General features: G+C 66.4%; 13 protein-coding genes. 6 read left to right on the top strand and 7 right to left on the bottom strand.

Annotation, left to right across the window (positions count from 1 at the left end; translation table 11 throughout):
• Positions 1-92 precede the first annotated feature (92 nt).
• The 5 genes from ABE485_RS22910 to ABE485_RS22930 form a co-directional block, all read right to left on the bottom strand.
• Positions 93-887 (bottom strand): OmpA family protein, encoded by a 795-nt coding sequence (locus tag ABE485_RS22910; RefSeq protein WP_346517548.1) that lies wholly within the window; start codon positions 885-887, stop codon positions 93-95.
• Between the two features lie 3 nt (positions 888-890).
• Entirely contained in the window at positions 891-1874 is a 984-nt protein-coding gene (gene tagF, locus ABE485_RS22915) for a type VI secretion system-associated protein TagF (protein WP_346517549.1), read from the bottom strand.
• On the bottom strand, positions 1871-5638 hold the full coding sequence (gene tssM, locus ABE485_RS22920) for a type VI secretion system membrane subunit TssM (RefSeq protein ID WP_346517550.1): 3768 nt from the start codon (positions 5636-5638) through the stop codon (positions 1871-1873). Before tssM ends, tagF begins: the two co-directional genes overlap by 4 nt.
• A gap of 64 nt (positions 5639-5702) precedes the next feature.
• Complete coding sequence (locus ABE485_RS22925) at positions 5703-7064, bottom strand: hypothetical protein (protein ID WP_346517551.1); 1362 nt, start codon at positions 7062-7064, stop codon at positions 5703-5705.
• Entirely contained in the window at positions 7064-7915 is an 852-nt protein-coding gene (locus ABE485_RS22930) for a M15 family metallopeptidase (protein WP_430795460.1), read from the bottom strand. Before ABE485_RS22930 ends, ABE485_RS22925 begins: the two co-directional genes overlap by 1 nt.
• A 192-nt stretch (positions 7916-8107) precedes the next feature.
• On the opposite strand from ABE485_RS22930, the gene ABE485_RS22935 reads away from it, so the two are divergent.
• The 6 genes from ABE485_RS22935 to ABE485_RS22960 all read left to right on the top strand — a co-directional run bounded on the left by ABE485_RS22935 (position 8108) and on the right by ABE485_RS22960 (position 16336).
• On the top strand, positions 8108-8998 hold the full coding sequence (locus tag ABE485_RS22935) for a hypothetical protein (RefSeq protein WP_346517552.1): 891 nt from the start codon (positions 8108-8110) through the stop codon (positions 8996-8998).
• Positions 8999-9055: 57 nt separating this feature from the next.
• Positions 9056-11938 (top strand): type VI secretion system Vgr family protein, encoded by a 2883-nt coding sequence (locus tag ABE485_RS22940; RefSeq protein WP_346517553.1) that lies wholly within the window; start codon positions 9056-9058, stop codon positions 11936-11938.
• Positions 11939-11943: 5 nt separating this feature from the next.
• Complete coding sequence (locus ABE485_RS22945) at positions 11944-12924, top strand: DUF4123 domain-containing protein (RefSeq protein WP_346517554.1); 981 nt, start codon at positions 11944-11946, stop codon at positions 12922-12924.
• A 74-nt stretch (positions 12925-12998) separates the two neighbouring features.
• A complete protein-coding gene (locus tag ABE485_RS22950; RefSeq protein ID WP_346517555.1) occupies positions 12999-13154 on the top strand; it encodes a hypothetical protein in 156 nt (51 codons plus the stop codon).
• Between the two features lie 103 nt (positions 13155-13257).
• Complete coding sequence (locus ABE485_RS22955; RefSeq protein WP_346517556.1) at positions 13258-14037, top strand: hypothetical protein; 780 nt, start codon at positions 13258-13260, stop codon at positions 14035-14037.
• On the top strand, positions 14030-16336 hold the full coding sequence (locus tag ABE485_RS22960; protein ID WP_346517557.1) for a phospholipase effector Tle1 domain-containing protein: 2307 nt from the start codon (positions 14030-14032) through the stop codon (positions 16334-16336). The genes ABE485_RS22955 and ABE485_RS22960 overlap by 8 nt, the downstream gene beginning before the upstream one ends.
• Positions 16337-16402: 66 nt before the next feature.
• On the opposite strand, the gene ABE485_RS22965 is transcribed toward ABE485_RS22960, so the two are convergent.
• Positions 16403-16906: a hypothetical protein gene (locus ABE485_RS22965; RefSeq protein ID WP_346517558.1), complete on the bottom strand. Its 504-nt coding sequence runs from the start codon at positions 16904-16906 to the stop codon at positions 16403-16405.
• A 46-nt stretch (positions 16907-16952) separates the two neighbouring features.
• On the bottom strand, positions 16953-19019 hold the full coding sequence (locus ABE485_RS22970) for a type IV secretion protein Rhs (RefSeq protein ID WP_346517559.1): 2067 nt from the start codon (positions 19017-19019) through the stop codon (positions 16953-16955).
• Positions 19020-19352: the final 333 nt, after the last annotated feature.

Consider the following 19352-nt stretch of genomic DNA (forward strand, 5'->3'; position numbering starts at 1 on the left):
AGCCGGCGCGCCGGCAACGCTGCCGGCCGGGCCTGGCGCCATGCCCCGACATGGCCGGGAGGGCTCGGCGGCGCCGTCCGGCGCGCGCGGCCTTAACGCGCCGCGCGGAACTCGATACGCCGGTTCTTGGCGCGGCCTTCCGGCGTGGCGTTGGTTGCCACCGGCTGGTCAGGGCCGGCGCCCATTGCCTCAAAGCGCGATACCGGCAGGCCCTTGTCCACCAGATAATCCCGCACCGCGTCCGCGCGCGCCTGGCTGAGCGCCAGGTTGGTGCTGCGGCTGCCCGAGCTGTCGGTGTGGCCGATGATCTGGATCTTGTCGGCGCGCAGCTTCGGCACTGCGTCGGCCACGCGGTCCAGCAGCTCGCGGCCGCGTGCCGTCAGGCGGGTGCTGCCGGTCTCGAACTCCACCACGCGATTGCTCAGCAGATTGTCCAGCACGTCCTGCTCGTCTTTGCCGGCCGACACGCGCAAGCCGTTGACGATCTTGTAGGTGGGGTTGAGCGAGGTCGCGAAGGTGCTGGCGATCTGCTGGCGCGAGGCTTCGTTGTCCACCTCTCCGCGCAGGCGGATCTGCGTGCCGTCGATTTCAAGCTGGCCGCGGTTGATCTGCTTGAGCGGGCTGTCCAGCAGCTTGCCCACGTGCTGCGACCAGTTCGGCGGGGCGACCACGCCGCCCACGTCGATGCGGTCGATCACGTTGCCCACGCCGTACACTTTTTGCAGCCGTTGCAGCACGTCGGCTTTGGTGGCTTCGTCCGGCACCGCGCCGCTGGCGACCACCTGGCCAGGTTGGGGAATGACATTGGCGGGCACCACCGTGGCCGCGTCCTGGGCGTAGGCCGACCAGGAGCAGGCCGCGGCCAGGACCAGAGAGAGAGTGCGCATGTCCTAGGCTCCGATAAAGACTTCGCGGAAGGTCTCCAGCGCCTGGCGCAGGGAGAGCCGCGGTTGATCCAGATAGCTCGACAGCTTGGCCAGGCCGTGGCTGGCGCTGACGTGGTCACGCACCCAGGGAGCGTCCTCCAGCACGATGTAGTGCTGCGACAGGGTCTGCGGCGTCGACAGCAAGGTCGCCAGCGTCTGCGGCGACGCGCCGCGGAAGCCCACCACCAGCCTGTGCTTGCCCGCGATCTGCCCGATGAACATGGCGATCTCGAAGTCGGCGCGATTGAGGAACGGCGCAATCAGCGTCATCCAGTACGTCGCCACCAGGTTGATGTAAAGCGGGTCGTCCGGCAGCGGCAGCGCCAGGCCGGTATCCAGCTGCGACGAACCGCTGGACATGACGGGCGCGAGCAGGATGCCCAGCGCCAGCACGATGTCGTGCATGTTGGCTGCGTGGCCGTTGCCGCGCAGCATCGCTTCCACGCGCTCGATAGTCTGCAGGTCGATGAAGGCGTCGAAGCCGTCGTCGGCGGCGGTGCGGATTTCGCCCTCCAGGTCATTCAGCGTTTGCAGCGCGGCGGCAGGGTCGCCTTCCTGCATGAGCTGCGAGGCCGCCGTCCCCATGCGATTCCACATGCGGCTGAAGGCCAGCGGGCTGCGCGCGATGAAGTCCAGCGGGCGCGACACTTCCACGGAAGTCGCGCTGATGAACGGGAAGCGTCGTCCGGACTGGTCCCGGCTGGGCTGCAGATGACCCGCGATGGCCAGCTTGCCGCGCGAGCCCAGCACCGCGAACGGCACGGGTAGCGCCTCGTCGTAGAGGGTTTTCCAGTGCGGGTCCTGCGCCAGGATCTCCATCGTGTTCGCCACCCAGGCGTCCAGCGTCGCCATCAGCTGGGGATGCGAGGTGTTCTTGACGAAGTCGCCACGCGACGGAATCTTGCCGAAGTAGGCCGTACGGAACATGGGGGACTGCGGGTTGCTCATTGCTGCGCTCCGGCAGGCGTCGGGGCGACGGAGGGTTGAGGGGACGCGCCCGCGACCGTGGCGGGCAGGCGCAGGTTGCGCAGGCCCTGGCTGCCCGGCTCGGCGCCGCCGGCGCTGGCCGCTTGCGCGTTGCTGATGATGCGCAGCCGGACCGGAACGGTAATGTTGGACTTGGTCCAGCTCATCTCGAAGCTGCCGTCCGGGTTGGGCTTGCGTTGGGCGCCTGAAATCAGGCGTTCCAGGCCGAAGCGGCCGGGTTCGTTCACGATTTCGACCACGGTGCCGTCGAAGGCGGTGGCCGTAATGCGCGCACCGGGCGCGCCCTGCGCGTTGGGCCAGACAAAGTTGACCCATTGCGGCGGCGTGTTGCGGTAGCGCAGTTGCTGGCCGTCGATCTCGATCGTGTACTCGGTCACGCCGCCAGCCGGTTTGGGCTGGATCTGGAACAGCGTCTGCGGTTGGCTGGCCGAGCCCGATCCGGCAGCGCCGCCCGACAGCGGCGCGACCCATTGCGCGAAGTTGGCGGTGAACGACGGCTGCAGATCGATGCCCATGTCGCCCCAGGTGCGGGCCGTGAGGATGTCGCCGCGGCGCACGGTCAGCGGCCCCAGGGTTTCATTGACGTACTTGGCGATGCTGCCCTGTGGTCCGAATACCTGCGCGATTTCTTCGCCGCTGGCCTCGATGCCGGCCTTGGTCGAGAACGGATACTTCTCCGACAGGTTCTGCGTGAAGCCCTGGTAGACCTGCGCGTTCCAGACCTTGTTCAGCTCGGTCTGGGCCGGCTGCATGGCGACCGCGTAGCCCTGGATCAGCGGGCGCACCAGCAGCGGGCGCAGCGTCTCGCGTTGCGCCGGCGTCAGGCCGGCGAGCATCTGCTCGTCCACCAGCTTGAGCGCGTCCGCCAGTTCCGAATCCTTGCCTTCCAGCGTCTGGCGCATCAGCAACAAGGCGCCAGGGCCCGGATCTCCCTGGTTGTTGATCAGGTTGAAACGCGTGCGGATCTTGGACAGGGCATTCATGTAGTTGCCCATCAGGGACTGGTTGTCGCGCGTGACCACCAGGCGCGCCACGTCCGAGAACTCGCGGCCCACCGGCCCCATCGGGATCTGTTCGCCGCCGGGCGCCGCCTCGGTCGGCTTGGGCTGGCCCTGGCGCAGGATCACGCGCTTGAACCAGGCGACAACCCCTGTCTGCGCCTGCGAGATGCCGGTGTTGATCAGCGACGGGTTGTCCCACGACGTCTGTTCATACGTGGTGTTGATGAGCTTGACCAGCGGCGAGTTCTGCGGGTCTCCCAGGCGGTTCATGCCGTGCACCGCCTGATCGAAGCTCGTAAAGGGCTTGATCGTGACGCCGCGCAGCATTTTCTGCCACTCCTGCGCGTACTCGGTCTTGTACATCGTCGCCAGGCTCTTCTGGATCTGCTCGGGGCTGCCTTCCAGCGTGAGGTCGTCGCGCGCGTTCACGCCCAGCACCCAGTCGCTGGTCTGCACTTCGCGGCGCGCGGCTTCGCCGATGGCCGGCTCGATGTATTGCTCCCAGGCCTCGCGCGTGAACGTGCCCGGCACCGCGTAGCTGCCGGCCACGACGGCGGCGTCGGCCTCGCCCATGATGCGCGCCACCGTCATCGCGGGGAAGCGCGTGGCCGCGCGCGCCTTCAGCGTGGCATAGGCGCGTTCGCGCGCCGGCATGCCCTGCATCACGCTGCGCAGGTTGCCGCGCGTGCGTTCCACCATGGCCAGGTTGGTTTCGATCTGGGGCCAATCCGCATCGGCCGCGCGCGCCACATAGAACGAGATCAGGCGCTCGGCGCTGCGGATCAGCTGGTCGCGCGGCATGGCGCCCCGGTTGGTTTCCAGCCATCCGCGCCAGAAGCGGGTGATCTGGTCAGACAGATGCGTGGGGTCCACGTGTTCGCGGTTGGCCATCATCAGGTACGTCTTGAGCGCGTTATAGGCGTCGTCGACGTTCGTGGGCGAGGCGTCCTGGAACAGCGTGTCGCCGGCATTGGCGCGCACCGGCTGGGCTTGCGGCGGGGGCGTCGGACGGGTTGCGCCCGCCGCGGCCGCCTGCGACACGTCCACGCGGCCCAGATAGTCCTCCAGGCTGGCCTTGACCGGCACCAGCATGAATTGGCGCAGGCCGTTGTAGTACTCGGCCAGCAGGCGCTGCTTGAGCACGTCGCCCTGATACAGGCCTAGTCCCAGGGACAGCGGCCGGCTCGTCGAATAGCGGTCCAGCTGCTCAATGCGGTCCTGGAGGATTTCCATGGCTTCCAGGCGGCTTTGCAGGTCGGTGCGCTCGCTTTGCAGGCGCACCACCTTGTCCAGATCGGCCTGCACATTGCTGGCCAGTTGCCGGTTGCCCAGGTAAGACCAGCTCCAGCCGCCCAGCACCAGCCCCAATGCCAGCACCAGGCCGAAGAAGGTCAGGTAGCGCATGCGAACCTTGTTCGGGCTGGCGTGTTGGCGCACCAGCTTCTTGTCGGCGAAGATCACGCTGGAGAACAGGTCCCGCAGGAAGAAGCCATTGTGCGACGTCACGCTGCGTGCCGCTTCGCGCGAGGCCGGGCGCAACGCGAAGCGCTCCGCGAGCTTGTCGGTGGAGGTGCTGCGCGAGGCGCCTTCCTGCAGCGCGCTGGTGAAGTAGAAGCCCCGGAACACCGGCTTGTACTGGAACGGATTGGTTTCGAACAGCGTGGACAGAAAGGTGCGCAGCGCCGGCTTGATGCCGGCGAACTCCAGCGGGAACGTCAGCAGCCCCGGGGGCAGGGCGCCGCTGCGGCGCAGCGAGATCTGCGCCGTGCCCATTTCCTTCAGGCCTTCATAGAGTTCGTCGAAGCGCTCGTCGAACAGCGTCAGCACATCGCGGCTTTCGTCGGCGCCGTACGGCAGCGTCGCGCCCCAGACGCGGTCCCGCTCGCGGGCATCGGCATCGGCGAAGAATTCGGAAAAACCCGCGATCAGGTCCGCCTTCGTGAAAATCACGTATACCGGCGCGAACACTTCCAGCCTGTCCGTCAGTTCCTGCACGCGCTGGCGCAGATTCTTGGCCAGGTTGATGGCGAACTCCGGGCCGGCGTCCGTCAGTTCGCTGATGCTGGCCGCCACGATGATGCCGTTGATCGGGGCCTTGGGGCGATGCCGCTTGAGCAGATCCAGAAAGCTCATCCACTCGTTGCGGTCTTCTTCGTGCACCGAATAGCGGCCGGCCGTGTCCAGCAGGATGCCTTCCGTGGTGAAGAACCAGTCGCAGTTGCGGGTGCCGCCCACCCCACGCACGGCGGCGCCGTTCTTGTCGGCGAAGGGGAACTGCAGGCCCGAATTGATGACGGCGCTGCTCTTGCCCGCGGCGGGGTTCCCGATGACGATGTACCAGGGCAGTTCGTACAGGGCTTCGTTGCCGGACGTCTGGCCGATCTTGGACGTCTTGATGGTGCGAACGGCCTGCGTCAGGCGGGTGCGCAGCGCGTCGATTTCGCTGCGGTTGGCGGCGGGGCTGGCGGCGGCGCCCGTCTGCACCTGCTGCTCCAGCATGTCGCCCAGCTTCTGGTTGGCGCGCCGCGTGCGGCGACGCCGCCAGAGGTAGACGCAGAGCCACAGGAGCAGCAGCACGCCCAGCGCCGCGCCGGCCCAGGCCATGGCGATCTGCATGGTGTCGGCGAACAGGAACAGGAAAGCGATCAGCGCAATCAGTCCGATGAACATGAAGGTGCGCGGGTTGGCGAACGCGCGGCCGCTCCAATAGCGGAAGTCGCTCATGGCGCTGGAAAATCGAGAAAGCAATCCTGATGGGCTACGCATGGTTTTCGCTTTTTTTATGGGGTCAGGCGGTGGCGCTGGCGGCGGGTCGGGAGACCAGCGCGGCAGCGCGCAATGCGGGGTCTTGCAGGGTTAGGGTCAGCACGGGCTGGTCGAACTGCATGCAGGTTTCGCAGGCCGCGGCCAGCGTCAGCAACGACGCCGCGGCGCCGGTGTGGCCACAGGCCACGCCGACGGCAAGGCAGTCTTTGCCGGCATCCAGGTGGGCGAACAATTGCGAGGCCACGCTCAGCGGTTCCAGGGGGCGGCTTCCCCGGTGATCGGCATCGCTGACGATGTGGGCGACGCTGTCGGGCGAGACATTGGCGGCTTCCAGCAGACCGCGCGCCAGGTCCACCAGCGGCGCTTCGGCCAGGGCGCCGCGCGCGTCGGCCGATTTCTGCCGGTGCGCCACGGGCGACAGCGTGACGCGCAGGTCGGCGCGCGCATCCGGCGGCCCCAGCAGCAGGCCGGCGGCCGCTTCGCCCGGCACGCGGCCGTGCGGATTGGCGTGCGTCAACAGCAAGGACAAGCCGTCCCAATGGGAAACCTGCTCGGCGTCGATATAGCTGTCGGCGGCCAGCACGATGCGCCATTGCGGTTCGGCGTGGGCGTCGGGCGGTTCGGCGGCGAACCGCCGCAACAAGAGGTCGGCGGCCATGGCGTCGTGCGCCAGGTGTTCGGCGGTGCTGATGCGGGTATCGGGCCAGGTCCCGGCGGCCGAGCGCACAGCCGCGAGCGTGCGCCGGCGTGCCGCTTCGGACCAGTCCGCCGGCATCATCACGTCGAAATGCAGCGGGGGCCAGTCTGCTTCGCGCGCGGGCACGTCCAGTTCGGTAACGCGCGCATGCGCGTCCTGGGTCAGCGCACGCGCGACATCGGCCAGCAGGGCCGTGGCTCGCAGGGTGGCCATGGCCAGGGCGTCGGGAGGCGCGCCCAGGTCCCGCGCGGCGGCATACAGCTCCATCTCGTCCATACCGGGCACGCGAGCGGCAAAGATCGGAAAGCCCTGCGGCGTTTTGAGTTCGGGGTCCAGATCGGGGCGCTTCTGTTCGGCCAGGGCCTCGGCGATGGCCGGGGCATCGGGGCCCGCGGCGGCGCGCGCGGCGACCGCAATGAGCCGCAGCTCGGCCGGGCGTGCCGGCGCATCGGCCAGCGCCTCTGTCGAGGCCTGTGCCGGCGCCGCCTTGGGCGCGCGTGCGCTGCGCACGACACGCGCACCCATCCAGAAGGCGGCCAGCAGCGCCAGCGGCAACGCAAACAGATACAGCCCGATGTCCACGCCGGTCGGCAGCGTGCGCGACTCCTGCCACCAGATGATGACGGCCAGCCACACCACGGCGAACAGGGCCAGGACGAGCAATCCCTTTTTCAACACGCGAGCCATTACTTCGCGGCCTCCCGTGCTTTTTGCATGACGCCAGGCCGGCGCAATTCCACGTGGCCGAAGTCCATCATCTTCCAGCGGCCGCCCCAGGTCAGGCCGACGAGCTCCGCCGTCTGGCCGAACAGCTCATAGCCGCGCATGGCCCATGGGTCTTTTTCGGAGATCACGATCTTGCCGTCGCGATAGAACGCGCTGTCCGCCGCCAGGCCAAACTGGTGATAACTCTGGAAGGCGCCGGCGTTCGTCACGTGCGATCCCATGCCAGCCAGTTCTTCCTGCCGCTCGGGACTGCGGTAGCCCTCAATGAGCGCCATTTCATAGCCGTGCTGCTCGCGCATGATGCGGTAGGCCAGCAGCAGCCGCTGACGGAAATCGGCATCCAGCAGATCCCAGTTTCGGCTCGCGCCGCCCAGCTTCGGACGCACCAGTTCGACCTCGCGCGTGGTGAAGGCTTCGGGGGGCAGGGCAGGGGGCGGAGCCAGTCTTTCGCCCTCCAGCAAGGCCTGGATCCGGCGGTCCGGACCGGTCGTCGAGGTGCTGTAAACGAATGTGTGATTGTGTCGCATGACGAAAGCGAAAAGTGACGGAAGCAATACAACTGTCAGCCCGATCGCCACCTGCCAGCGATACCTTCCCACCCAGTCCATCGACGCGCCGAAGCCCTTGCTGATCGCGCCCGCCGTGCCGCCCACGGCCCCTCCGGCATGGCTCGCGCCACGCGTTGCGCCCCGCGCCACGCCCTCTACGCACGCGCGCACACCCCGGACGGCGCCTTGGCGCAACGCGGGGAAAAACAGGAGAGCGGAGACGCCCACCGCCAGTAAAAAATACAGGGGCAGTAGCAACAGCAAGATAGGTCCCTCATGTGAAGGCGTAATCTTTTGTTTTATTCGCGCATGAGGCAAGCGATCCGGCGTTGCAAACAGCGTCCGACCCTTAGGAATCGTAACAAGGAGCAATGATCGAAATAAGCCTATCGGGTATTCTCGTCGGGCTTGGTTACAGGGGGGCTGCACTCGCCTCCTGCTGACACGGGAATCCGCATGGCAGAAGAGAAAGAAGAAGCTCGCCCCACGATGACCGCGCCGACTCTGCTTGGCGCTTCGCCTGCCGCAAGGGGTGAGGCCGACTCGTCGCGTATCCTGGCCGCACTCGAAGGACGCGCGCCGGAAGCGGAGGTTAAACATCTGGCAAGGCCGCGCCGTTCGCGCGCGCGGCGCTGGACGGCGCTGGCGTTGCTGCTGGCGCTATTGGCAGGCGGCATCACCTGGGTGATACACGAAGAAGGCGCTGCGCCCATGGTGGCGCAGGCCCCTGCGGTCGCGCCCGGCGCCACGCCCGCGCCGGCTCCCGCCGCTCCGCGGCAGCAAGCATCGCTTTCTCCATCGTCATCTGCTGCCGTCGATAACCCGCTCAGCGCCCTGCAACAGCCGCCCGCGGTGGCCTCCATCGTTGATGAAGCGCCGCCCGCGCGCGATGCGGACGTGGGCCGTGGCGAACCCGATCCGCAAGGCGAGCCGACCAATCCCTTATCCGTGCTGGCGATGACGCCGTCGCCGGCCGCCGCCGCGCCTGCGCCCGGTCCCACGCGCCAGGCCGCGCAACAACTTGCGCAGCATGCCAGTGCGCCGCGCGCGGCCAAGCCCGCCGCCACGGCGCCGCGCAAGACCGCCAAGCCGGCCGATACCGATGCCGCGCTGTTGTCGGCGCTGATGAACTATGGCTTGCCGCCCGCATCGCCGCCGGGGACGCGCGTCTACAAGACAGATGGCATCTTCATGCGCGAGATGCCGGGTTCGCCGCTGTCCGAGCGACTGAAGGAATGCCGCAGGCTGAGCTTTATCGAGAGCGAGCAATGCCGCCTGCGCGTGTGCGCGGGCCAGTGGGGCACCGCAGCGGAATGCCCCACGCCGCAGGCCAACATCGAACCCTGAATTCTTCCCGGCCGGAATCGGCCGGTATTGCCCACGTCCCCACGAGGTTTTTGTTCCATGGCTGTCAACGCAAGCAACGGCAGTTTCAGCGCCGAGTCCCGTCTTTACCGGCTCGACGGCGAGGGCGCGGTGTCGTCCTTGCAAGTCGAAGGCTGGGTCGCGCGCGAGGGCCTGTCCACGCTGGGCGAGATGCGCGTGGTGGCGCTGGCCGAAGACGCCGCGCTGGACTTGAATGACATGGTGTCGCGGCCCGCCACGCTGTGGAGCACGCGCGCCGATGGCACCGAGATCGGCCGCAGCGGCGTGGTGCGCGCGGCCGAACTGCTGGGCGGCAATGCGGGCATGGCGCGCTATCGCGTGACCCTGGCGCCGTGGCTGTGGCTCGCCACGCAGCGCCGCGACAGCCGCATCTACGAGAACCAGCCGGTCCTGGACATCGTGCGCCATGTGCTGGACGGCTACGAGGGCTACACCTACAAGGTGTCCGCCGAGGTCGAGAACCACCTGGCCGACCTGCCGGCGCGGACCTACACCACGCAATACCGCGAAACCGATTACGCCTTCCTCTCGCGCCTGCTGGCCGAAGCCGGACTGGGTTGGACGACTGTCGAAGACGACAGCACACCCGCGCGCCACGCCGTTTTGATCTTTGCCGACAGCCGCGATCTGGCCGAAGACGCCGAATCCGCGGGTGCGGGCGTGCGGTTCCAGCGCGCCCACGCGACGGAATCGCGCGATGGTGTTCAGGTCATCGCGCGCCAACTGCGCCGCGCGGTGGAAAGAGTGACGGTGTTGGCATGGCATGAAAGCGGCAAGCATGCCATCACGGGCCAGGCGCTGGCCGGCCCCGCCAGCGGTTCCGAGGACGAGAGCGGCGGGCTGGAATGGTTTGAACCGTTGGGACACGGCGGGCTGATGAACCAGGCGCATGCCCAGTTCCAGGCGACCTTGCTGATGCAGGCCGTGCAGGCCAGCGCCGAGACCTTTGTCGGGCGCGGCAATGTGCGCACCTTCCGTTCGGGCACGCGCTTTACGCTGCAGGATATGTCGCCGCTGGGGCCATCGGGGGAGTCGGGCTTCGAACCCGTGTTTGCGCTGGATCGCGTGGAACATGCGGGCATCAATAATCTGCCTGGCCAGAACGACGCGAGCCTGGCGGACCGGCTGGGCGCCCTGGACGACTTTCTCTGCTTTGAAGACGAGGTGGTTCAGGGCGACGGACAGCCACTGGATCAGGACGACGCCGCGATTGGCGAGGGACGCCCCGAGGCGGCCGTGATGGCGCGCGCGCACGATGTGGGCTATGCCAACCGGTTTCGCGCGGTGCGCTGCGACCGCCCCTGGCGCGCCTTGCCTGCGGCGGCGCGCGGCGCCAGGCTGGCGGGCGCGCCGTCCGCCGTCGGCGTCCACACGGCCATCGTCACCAACGCCGAGGGTGCGACCGAGGCCAGCGGCGAAGACGAGATCCACCGCAATGCGCGCGGCGATGTGCGAGTGCGCTTCCATTGGCAATCCGATGGCGAGGGGCTGGCCAAGAGCCGCTGGGCGCGCGTGGCGCAGCGCCAGGCGGGCGCGGGCATGGGGATGAGCTTCGTGCCGCGCATCGGTCAGGAAGTGCTGGTGAGATTCCTGGATGAGGACATCGATCAGCCCCTGGTCGTGGGCGCGCTCTACAACGGGCGCGGCGAAGGCGGCATTCCTTCCACGCCTGGCGGCAAGGCGGGCGAACCGATGAACACCGAGGTGTACGCGGCTGCCGCCGACGGCAAGCCCAGCGCACAGGCCAACCTGGCCAGCGGCAACGCGCCCGCGTGGCACGGCGCGGCAAGCGGCGACGATCAGCATCGCAACGCGGCCGCGTTGAGCGGCTTCAAGAGCAAGGAATTCGGCGGCGACGGCTACAACCAGATCGTCTTTGATGACAGCGACGGCCAGCTGCGCATGCAGATCAAGTCCTCGCAGGCGGCCAGCGAATTGAACCTGGGCCACCTGATCCACCAGAGCGGCAACTATCGCGGCAATGTGCGCGGCGTGGGCGCGGAGCTGCGCACGGACGCGTTCGGCGCGGTGCGCGGCGGGGGCGGCGTGCTGCTGACCACGTATTCGGCCGGCGGCAGCGAGCCCGCGGGCGATGCGACGGCGACGCTGGCGCTGGCCGGGCAGGCCGACATCATGGCGCAGTCGTTCGATGGCGTGATCGGCGCGCACCAGGGAGTTCGGCTGGCCTCGGCGCGCGGCACGGCTTCGGCAGGCGCGAGCCGGTTGGATGGCGAACGTTCGCCGCTGGCCGCCATGGCGCACGCGGTGTCGGGCACGGTGGCGGGCGATGCGCTGGGCGGCGCCGCCAGCGACGCATCGGCCAAGCACACCGAAGTGGTCGACGGCAAGGTGCCGCACCTGACCGATCCGCTGGTGTTGATGGCGGGCCGCGCGGGGCTGACGCAGGCGGCGGGGCGCAACGTACAGGTTGCGGCCGGCGAACTGGTGCATTGGTCCTCGGGGCAGGACCACAATCTGGCCGTCATCGGCTCGCTGCGCGTGCATACCGGCCAGGCGCTGGGCATCGTGGCCGGCGTGCAGAAGGGCGGCGCGGAATCCGGCCTGGACCTGATCGCCGGCACCGGCGACGTGGATGTGATCTCGCAGCATGACGTGCTGACGATGCAGGCGCAGCAGGACCTGCGCATGGTCAGCGCCAATGCGGGCATCGAATACGCCTCGCCCCAGCGCATCCGCATCGCCAACGCGGCGGGCGCCAGCATCGTGATCGAAGGCGGCAACATCACCGTGACGGCCCCTGGCCGCATCGACGTCAAGACGGGCAACAAGCAATTCGCCGGGCCGACGCAGATGCCGTACCCGTTCCCGCAGTTCACGGTCTGCAAGACCTGCATTCTGGACGCCCAGGAGAGCGTGCAGTCCATCACCGAAAAGGCGTGACGGCGATGGCTTACTCCTGGCAGGACGCGCTGCTGTCCACGTTCGCCGAATTGCCCCATCACCGCGGGCCCTACGGCGAGGCCGCGCGCGCGTATGTGATCGTGGATTTCCGTGGCCATCCCGACCTGCTGGCGCGATTGACCGCGACGGAAGATCTGAGCTTCGGATCGGTGTGGGCGCAGACCGGCCTGGACATCTACGGCGATGTGGCGCCCCTGCTGATCGAAGTCGACGGCGCGTCGCAAGGCGTGCTGCGCGGGCCGCGCTACGAGGGCTTCAATACCGTGCTGGTGCGCGTGCTGGAAGCGCTGCATGAACGTTCCGGCGGCCGCTACGCGATGATGAGTTTCGCGTCGGCCGTGCCGCTGGAGAAGCTGATTGCGCACTTCGGCCCCTTCTGCGACTACGCCTTGCCGGACGCCAGCGAGTTCTTCCTGCATTGGTACGACAGCCGCATCCTGGCGCGCGCGTTGCAGGTCTGGAACCCCGAGCAGCGCGCGCGCTTCGCCGGACCGTTCGTCACGCTGCGCTATGCGCTGCGCGATGGCACGCTGGCGGAACTGCCGGGCGCCGGCAGGCTGCCTGCTGCGCGTGCGGCCAGTATCGAGCCATTCACACCCGAGCAGCATCAGATGCTGTTCGATCTGGACTACCCGGACAAGCTGGCGGTGCAACTGCGCCGCCTGTATCCCGGCCTGTTGCCCGGTGACCCGGGCCAGGACGAACTGGTCCCGCGCGTGGAAGCGCAGCTGGAACGTGCGCGTATGCACGGTGTGGCGGGCGACAAGGACACGTTCGACTACGTGGCCTGGGGCGTGGCGATCTCGCCGCGCTTTGATGAACACGCCTTGATCCGCGAGGGACTGCGCACCTATCGGCCGGGTGCCGAGGGCGGGCTGGCGCGGGCGTTGGAAGGCGTGCCGGATGCGGTGTGGGATGAGGTGCAGGCGCTGCATCGGGCAGGGCGGGATGGCGCCGATGCGTAACGTGCTGGCGGGCGCTTTGCTTGGGCCTGGCGGCGGGCTGCAATGGGGAGCCGACTTATCCGGGGATCAGCGTAGTGACCTACAACTACACACCTTGGGACTTGGAGCAGGTGCATATTGTCGAGGCGTCGGGCGGTAAAGAGTTTGGCCTCGCGGTCGCGGCGCTGTCGATAGCGAAACTGGCGCAGTTGAAGGCGTCTGGCAGCCTGCCGGGAGATAAAAATGTCTGACCCCGCTGACGCGCATAGCGTCGGGGAATCGGGGGCCCCACCGGGAGACAAGATGAGGAGGCCAGGATTTTTTTCTTGGTGTCGCACAACGCGGGAGTGATGGATGCGTAAAGCACTAATCGGAATTTTGATGTGGGTTGGCCTGGTGACGGGTTGCAATGCGGACGCAACTTATGAAGGGGTCAGCGTAATTACCTACAACTACACCCCCTGGGACCTCACATCCGTTCGAATAGCAGATGGCTTCGGCGGTGTGGCGGGAAGCGGCATGATTCGATCGGGAGGAGGCGAAGGTAGTGTCTCGTGTTGCTACACCCTGAAAGGCACTGACTTCACAGTTAAGTGGAAAGGCGGTGATGCCGATTTGATGCGTAAACACATGTTCGACGGAAAATTCGATGATGTGATCTTCACCAAAGAGGCAAAGGTGCATCTGCCACCCCAGGAGTCTCCTCCTGGCGACGGGCCAGTTATCCTGGAATTGCACATTTACCCTGACGAACATATGGAGTTGGCGTTGAGCCGAAAGCTCCTGGGCCAAGTCAGAATTCCAATCCCTGATACGACAAGGTGGCTTTACGAACACCATCGAGAGGAACTGACGAACTACGAAGACATACACGAACTGCGTTATGTCCTCGCCAAGATCGCGAAGCAGGCGTGGGTGCGCTATCGCATCGAAGACGCCGAGGATATGAAAGCGTACATGTATCTCTACTTCACCGTTGCCTCCAATTTTGATGCGGATACCGAAATTGCAGCTCTCTTGAATGATCCGAAGCGGGAACCCGGCGATTTCGGCCGGGCCGTTACGTCTTTTAGCAAGGAAAAAATTGCACAACTGAAGGCCGGTGGAACTCCCCCTGGAGATAAGAATGTCTAAATTTCAGTTGCCTGAGCAGGACCGTACGCCAGCCTCCGTGTTGAAAGCGATCGCGGAAAATGAGGCTGCTTATCCCAAGGATTCTTGCACCGAATGTGGTCTGACGCTGCGGATGGGCTTTTTCTTCGATGGATTCGGGCGCAATAAAGATCTGGATGAGGACGATCCATCCTTCTTGTCGAATGTGAGCAGGCTATGGATGGCGCATTTCGCTGAGGAAGACAGCGAGCGACCGAAAAAGCAGCATTGGTTGCGGTTCTACTATTCCGGCATTGGGGTCGAACTCAACCAGGGCGCGAAGGTGGATGAGTTTGTCAATGCGATGGCGGTTGCCGGCGGGAAGCTGGCCGACAAGGCTGTTTCCAATGTGAAAGGCGCAGCCCAGAACATTACGCGTATTGACGAGGTGCCCGATGTCGATGGGGTGGGGCGAGCACGCAAAGCGGTGAAAGAGTCCATAAAAAATGGTTCTTATCAACCGATGGTCAAAGCATACAAAGACGTCGTTAAAGACGTTAGAACGCTACCTGAAAAAACCGTTCGGATATGGAATGCCCTGGATGTGGAGCGCATTGGCGATCGTGCGAAGGCGACGGTTCGAGGCGCCTGGGCCGGGTTCAAAAAAAATCCGTTGAAGGTCGCCTGGACTACTGTCAAAGAGGCCGCCAAGGCCACGATAATGGAAGGCACCCCGATCATACGGGACAACGCCGGTGTCGCGTACTTGTTGGGGACAGGGGTGGACACGCGCTTGGACGCGGCAAAGCGCCAATTCAAGGTGGCTTACGAAGCTGCAAACGCTGGGACAGAGAAGGTCGTGCGTATCGAGATATCTGTCTTCGGCGCGGAGCGAGGCGGAATTCTTGCAAAGCAGTTCGTCAACGACATCGTCAAGAAGTACAAACGCCGCCACGATCAGGACCTTGTCATCCTCGGTAAGGATGGTGCGCCCGATGCCGAGATACGCATACGATTCTTGGGCCTGTTCGATTCGGTCGCATCGATCATGGACGAGAATACGTTCCTGAGTCTCCTGCCGATTGCCGATCTCATCAAACAGACCCAGAAGGACCGCACGTTAACCGTGCCCGCCGCTGTTGAGAAGACCGTGCATTTCGCCGCGGCCCACGAACTGCGGCGCAATCAACGCATGGACTCGTTGGAAAAGACGCGCGGTTTGCAGTATCTGTATCCCGGTTCAAGTGGCGACGTCACCGGAGAGGCCCCTCCTGGATCGCTCGGAGCGCGCGCGTCTTTATCTCGTGTACCACTTCGGGAGATGATGAACCTGGCAATTTCACAGGGAGCCGCAATTCACAGCATGGAGTATCTGGCCAAGACGCTGCCCGCCGCCTATAACTTGATGAGCCTGGCCACCCCAATAGAAGACGAAGGCCAGACCTACCACGTGCAGGAGCTGGTCACCGCCTATCGCGAACTCGTCAAATATGAACCAGGCTGCGATTTCGTGCCGCACATGGAAGTCTTCCTGCGCTGGCTGGCAGTGCGATATCAGGACCCCGTGTTTCGCGCGGGGATGTCGGACCCTGCTGAGCAATGGATCAAAGATCGGGATTTCTTCACCCCCGAACAGGAACTCGCGGAAGAGCGGCGCCGCCTGTCCATGCTGTCGCCAGAGCAGCGTGCCAAGCCCGAGACGATGGCGCGCGCGCGGGAACTGGAAGCCTTGGCCAACGAGCGCCGCGAACGGGCCAATGCCAGCCGGGGCGAAGCGCCGCCGCAGCGCTTCAAGCCGTTGTGGGAGCGTCTGGAAGCGGAGTACAAGAGCCTTGAAGAGGCTGAGCAGCGAGACGCCGACACCGAACGGCGTCGTCAGGATATGGAGCGCAACAACCCGGAGCAGCTTCGCACGATTGAAAGCTGGGGGCCGGATGCGGTCGTCATGGAAAACATGCGCTACGGGAGAAAGCCGGGCGATCCGGATTATGTGGATAAGCTCCCCGATCCTCTTGCCGACATGAAGGCTGAACGCGCCGTGCAGAAACGTCTGTTGAACGTCTGGCGCGAAGCTCGGGATGGCAAGACGCAGCTTCCGACCAAGGTCATGACCTTGTTCGACTGGCTGGTGCATGACGCCATGCTGAGCAGCTGGCCGGACCATCTGCTGGCCAGCACCACGATGTACTTCCGCGTGCGCGACAAGGATGTGTTCGGCAAGACCGACGCCAAGGCCGAGATGGAACTGCGCGCCAAGGACATGCGCAATGCGGAACGGGTGGACGCCATGGCCGCACGCAACGAGCAGAACATCCGGCAGATGACGCCCGCGCGGCCCTGAGCGGCGGCGTGGCGGCGATGGCATGACGGCCCTGGAGCCCAGGGCCGTCTTTTTTTCGGTCGGCCGTTATTTCTGGCCGTCTTCGACCTCGATGGTCACCGTGTTCGATTTCACGTCCTCGGCCTCGATATAGACCTCATACGTCGCGGGTGTGGCGGGCAGGTGCAGCACGCCAGCCATGTCGGTGGTGAAGCGCGTTTCCACCGTCATACCCGGGGGCAAGGCCATCTTTGGCGGGCGCGGCCCGCCCTCCCTCGGATCCACCGACACGTTGGGCAGCTTGGGACGCACGTAGTTGAACGCAATGCCGCGATACACCTTGCCGGTGCGCGTATCCACCGCCACGAAGCGCGGCAGTTGCGGGTTGTCGACCACGGGCAGGATGCCGCGCGCGCAGATGGGAATCGTGAGCGTGTTGCCGTCGCGTATCTTCACGCGCGAGGGCGCGGCGATGCGCATCTGCGCGTCGTAGCCTTGCAGCGGCGGCATGCAGGCGTGCTCTTTCTGCGAATGCGAGGGCACCGAGGCAAAGGTGGCGGGCTCAATCCAGTCGGTAGTCATGATGGGCATGTCGATTTCGTGTGAGGCGTCAGGTTTTTCGCGAGCCAGGTCGTCATCAGAATGATGTCCAGCCTTCGGAGCAGTCCACCTTGCGCACGGCCTTGCTGCAACTGGGGCAGAAGTGGATGTTGGCGCAGGTGATGCCATACATCACGCATTGCCCGATCTCATCGCTGTACTGTCCATTCTGGTTGGGCAGGCCAAAGTAGCAGTGCCCCCCCATGTTGTAGTAGAAGTGCTGCGGCGGATCCAGCTTGGAGTCGTCGGCCGAGGGATCCTCGTTGCGCAGGCCGGGCCAATCGGGGCCGCTGGGCACCATGCCAAGCAAGTGGCCCATTTCGTGGGCCAGCGTTTCCGTCAGGTACGCCTGCGAGTTGGGCTCGTACGGGTCCAGCGTGGACACGAACAGCAGGTTGGTGCCCGTGATGGCCAGGCCGGCGTAGCTGGCGGCCACCGTGTTGAACTGGATGTTGAGCACGCCGCGCAAGGGGGTGGAGGAAATCTGCGTCAGGTCGACGGTTACCGAGAAGACGGCGCCGGAGCTTTCGCGGACGGGCGTCATCAGGTGCCGCGGGATGGGGATCGATCGTTCCGCACCGGAGGCATCGGTATAGATGTAGCGGGCGTGGACCAGCCAGTCGTCGCTGTCGTCGAACTCGTACCAGAGGCTGGCAAGGGTCCGGTCGTCGTTGACGATGGGCACGGTCATGACGCGTCCGCCGGGGCCGGCCGGCACGGGCAGGCGCATGTCGCCGCTGGTGCCGGGCGCGGCCAGCCGGTCGACGTGGCACACCACCAGCGTGTAGGGCTCGCGCTGCTTGCCGGGAGAGCTGGCATATACGCGGCGCACGGCATCCATGATGGCTTGCTGGGCGTCGACGTTGTCGGCCGCGTCCACCGCCGAGCGGCCGCGGAACTGCAGGCGCGGCAGCTGGATCATGTCGATGCCATGCAGCGCGAACTCGGCCGTGACCGGCGTCACGTCGGCCAGGTGGCCCGCCGGACGCGTGCTCATGCACATGACTTCCTGGATGTAGAGGCGTCGTGCGGTCTCGACGCGCTCCGTCTTGATCAGCTGGCCGCGTTCGTCGCGCACTTCGAACAGATAGACGTTGCGGCCGGCGGCGGGCAGGTCGATGTCATCGACGATGCGCGTGCCGTCGGCGTTCGTGATATAGCTGCGCGGGTTGGCGTGCGGCTCCTGGTAGCTGGCGCGGCGGCCCCGTTCGCGGTTGGAGTAGGCGATGTTGCCGGGGTCGGCCTTGACGGTGATGGTGAAGCGGTGCGCGCCAGCGCGGTTGAACTCCACGTGGATGCGCGGGCGCCGGGTTTGCCGCTCGGTGGTCGTCAGCGCGTTGCCGTCGTTCCAGCGTTCGTCCACGCGTTCCAGGTTCACGTACTGCAGGCGTGCGCCGTCCTGGCGGCCGCGATACGTCGATACGCCGGGCACCACGCGGCCGGAGTCGCCCGCCGCGGGCGTGTCGCCAGGCAGGTTGGTGCCTTGCGTGCGCGCCACGGGGCCCAGGCCAATGGTGTCCAGCACATCGCGGGCGATCTGTGGCAGCGGCGAGTCCGCCACGCCCGGGATCTTCATCAGCACCTCGGCCACCTTGGGCAGCGTCTCGGTGGCCAGCGTGGGCGATTGCAGGATGGCGCCGATCACGCCCGGCACCGACGAGGACGACAGCCCCGGCATGCTGAGGATGGCGCCGGCGACGGCGGGGATGTTGGCTTGCTTGACGTCGGGCAGCGAGAACAGGGTGTCGACGGCGGATCCCAGGGCGGCGGCGCGGTCGCCGGCGGCGTTCAGCGCTTGCGTCATGACGGGCACGATGGCGGCGCCGACGTTGGCGCTGACGCCGCTGGACAGGATGGTCGACGCGCCGGACATGGCGGTCGACGCCGCGCTGGCCTGCTGCGCGAAGGTGGCGAGACCGCCGCCAGCCGCCACGGCGGCAATGCCGGAGGCGCCGGAACCGCTGGCCGCGGTGGCCGCGCCTGCTGCGCCGGCGGTCGCGCCCGCTGTCGTGGCTGCGCCGCCTGCGACCGACAGGTCGGTGGCGCTCGTGGCCGGCACGCTGTCGGACATCCCGGCCGCGCGCGCGGTCGTGCTGCCGAGCACGGTGTCGGGGTTGCCGGCTGGAGATACTGCGGTGGGAGGGGCCGTCGCGGCCGGCGCGGATGTGGGCGCCGAGGCGCCTGGCGTCACGGACGGGGCGGCGGCCGGAGACGCACCAGCGGGCGCGGCGCCGGTGCCGGCGTTTGCGCTCGCACCTGCCTGGGATGCGGCGCGGGTCTCTGCGCTGGCGGTGGGTGTGGCGCCGGTATTTGCAGTGGCGCTCGTGTTGGCGCTGGCGCCAGCACTGGCATTGGCGCCAGCGCTTGCGCTTTCTCCAGCGCGGGGGCTTGCTCCCGCATCCGCAGTGGTCCCGGCAGGTCCGGAGCTAGTGACTCC

Origin of the sequence: Achromobacter spanius (assembly GCF_039673305.1) — a bacterium.
GTDB classification, from domain to species: Bacteria; Pseudomonadota; Gammaproteobacteria; order Burkholderiales; family Burkholderiaceae_B; genus Achromobacter; species Achromobacter spanius_F.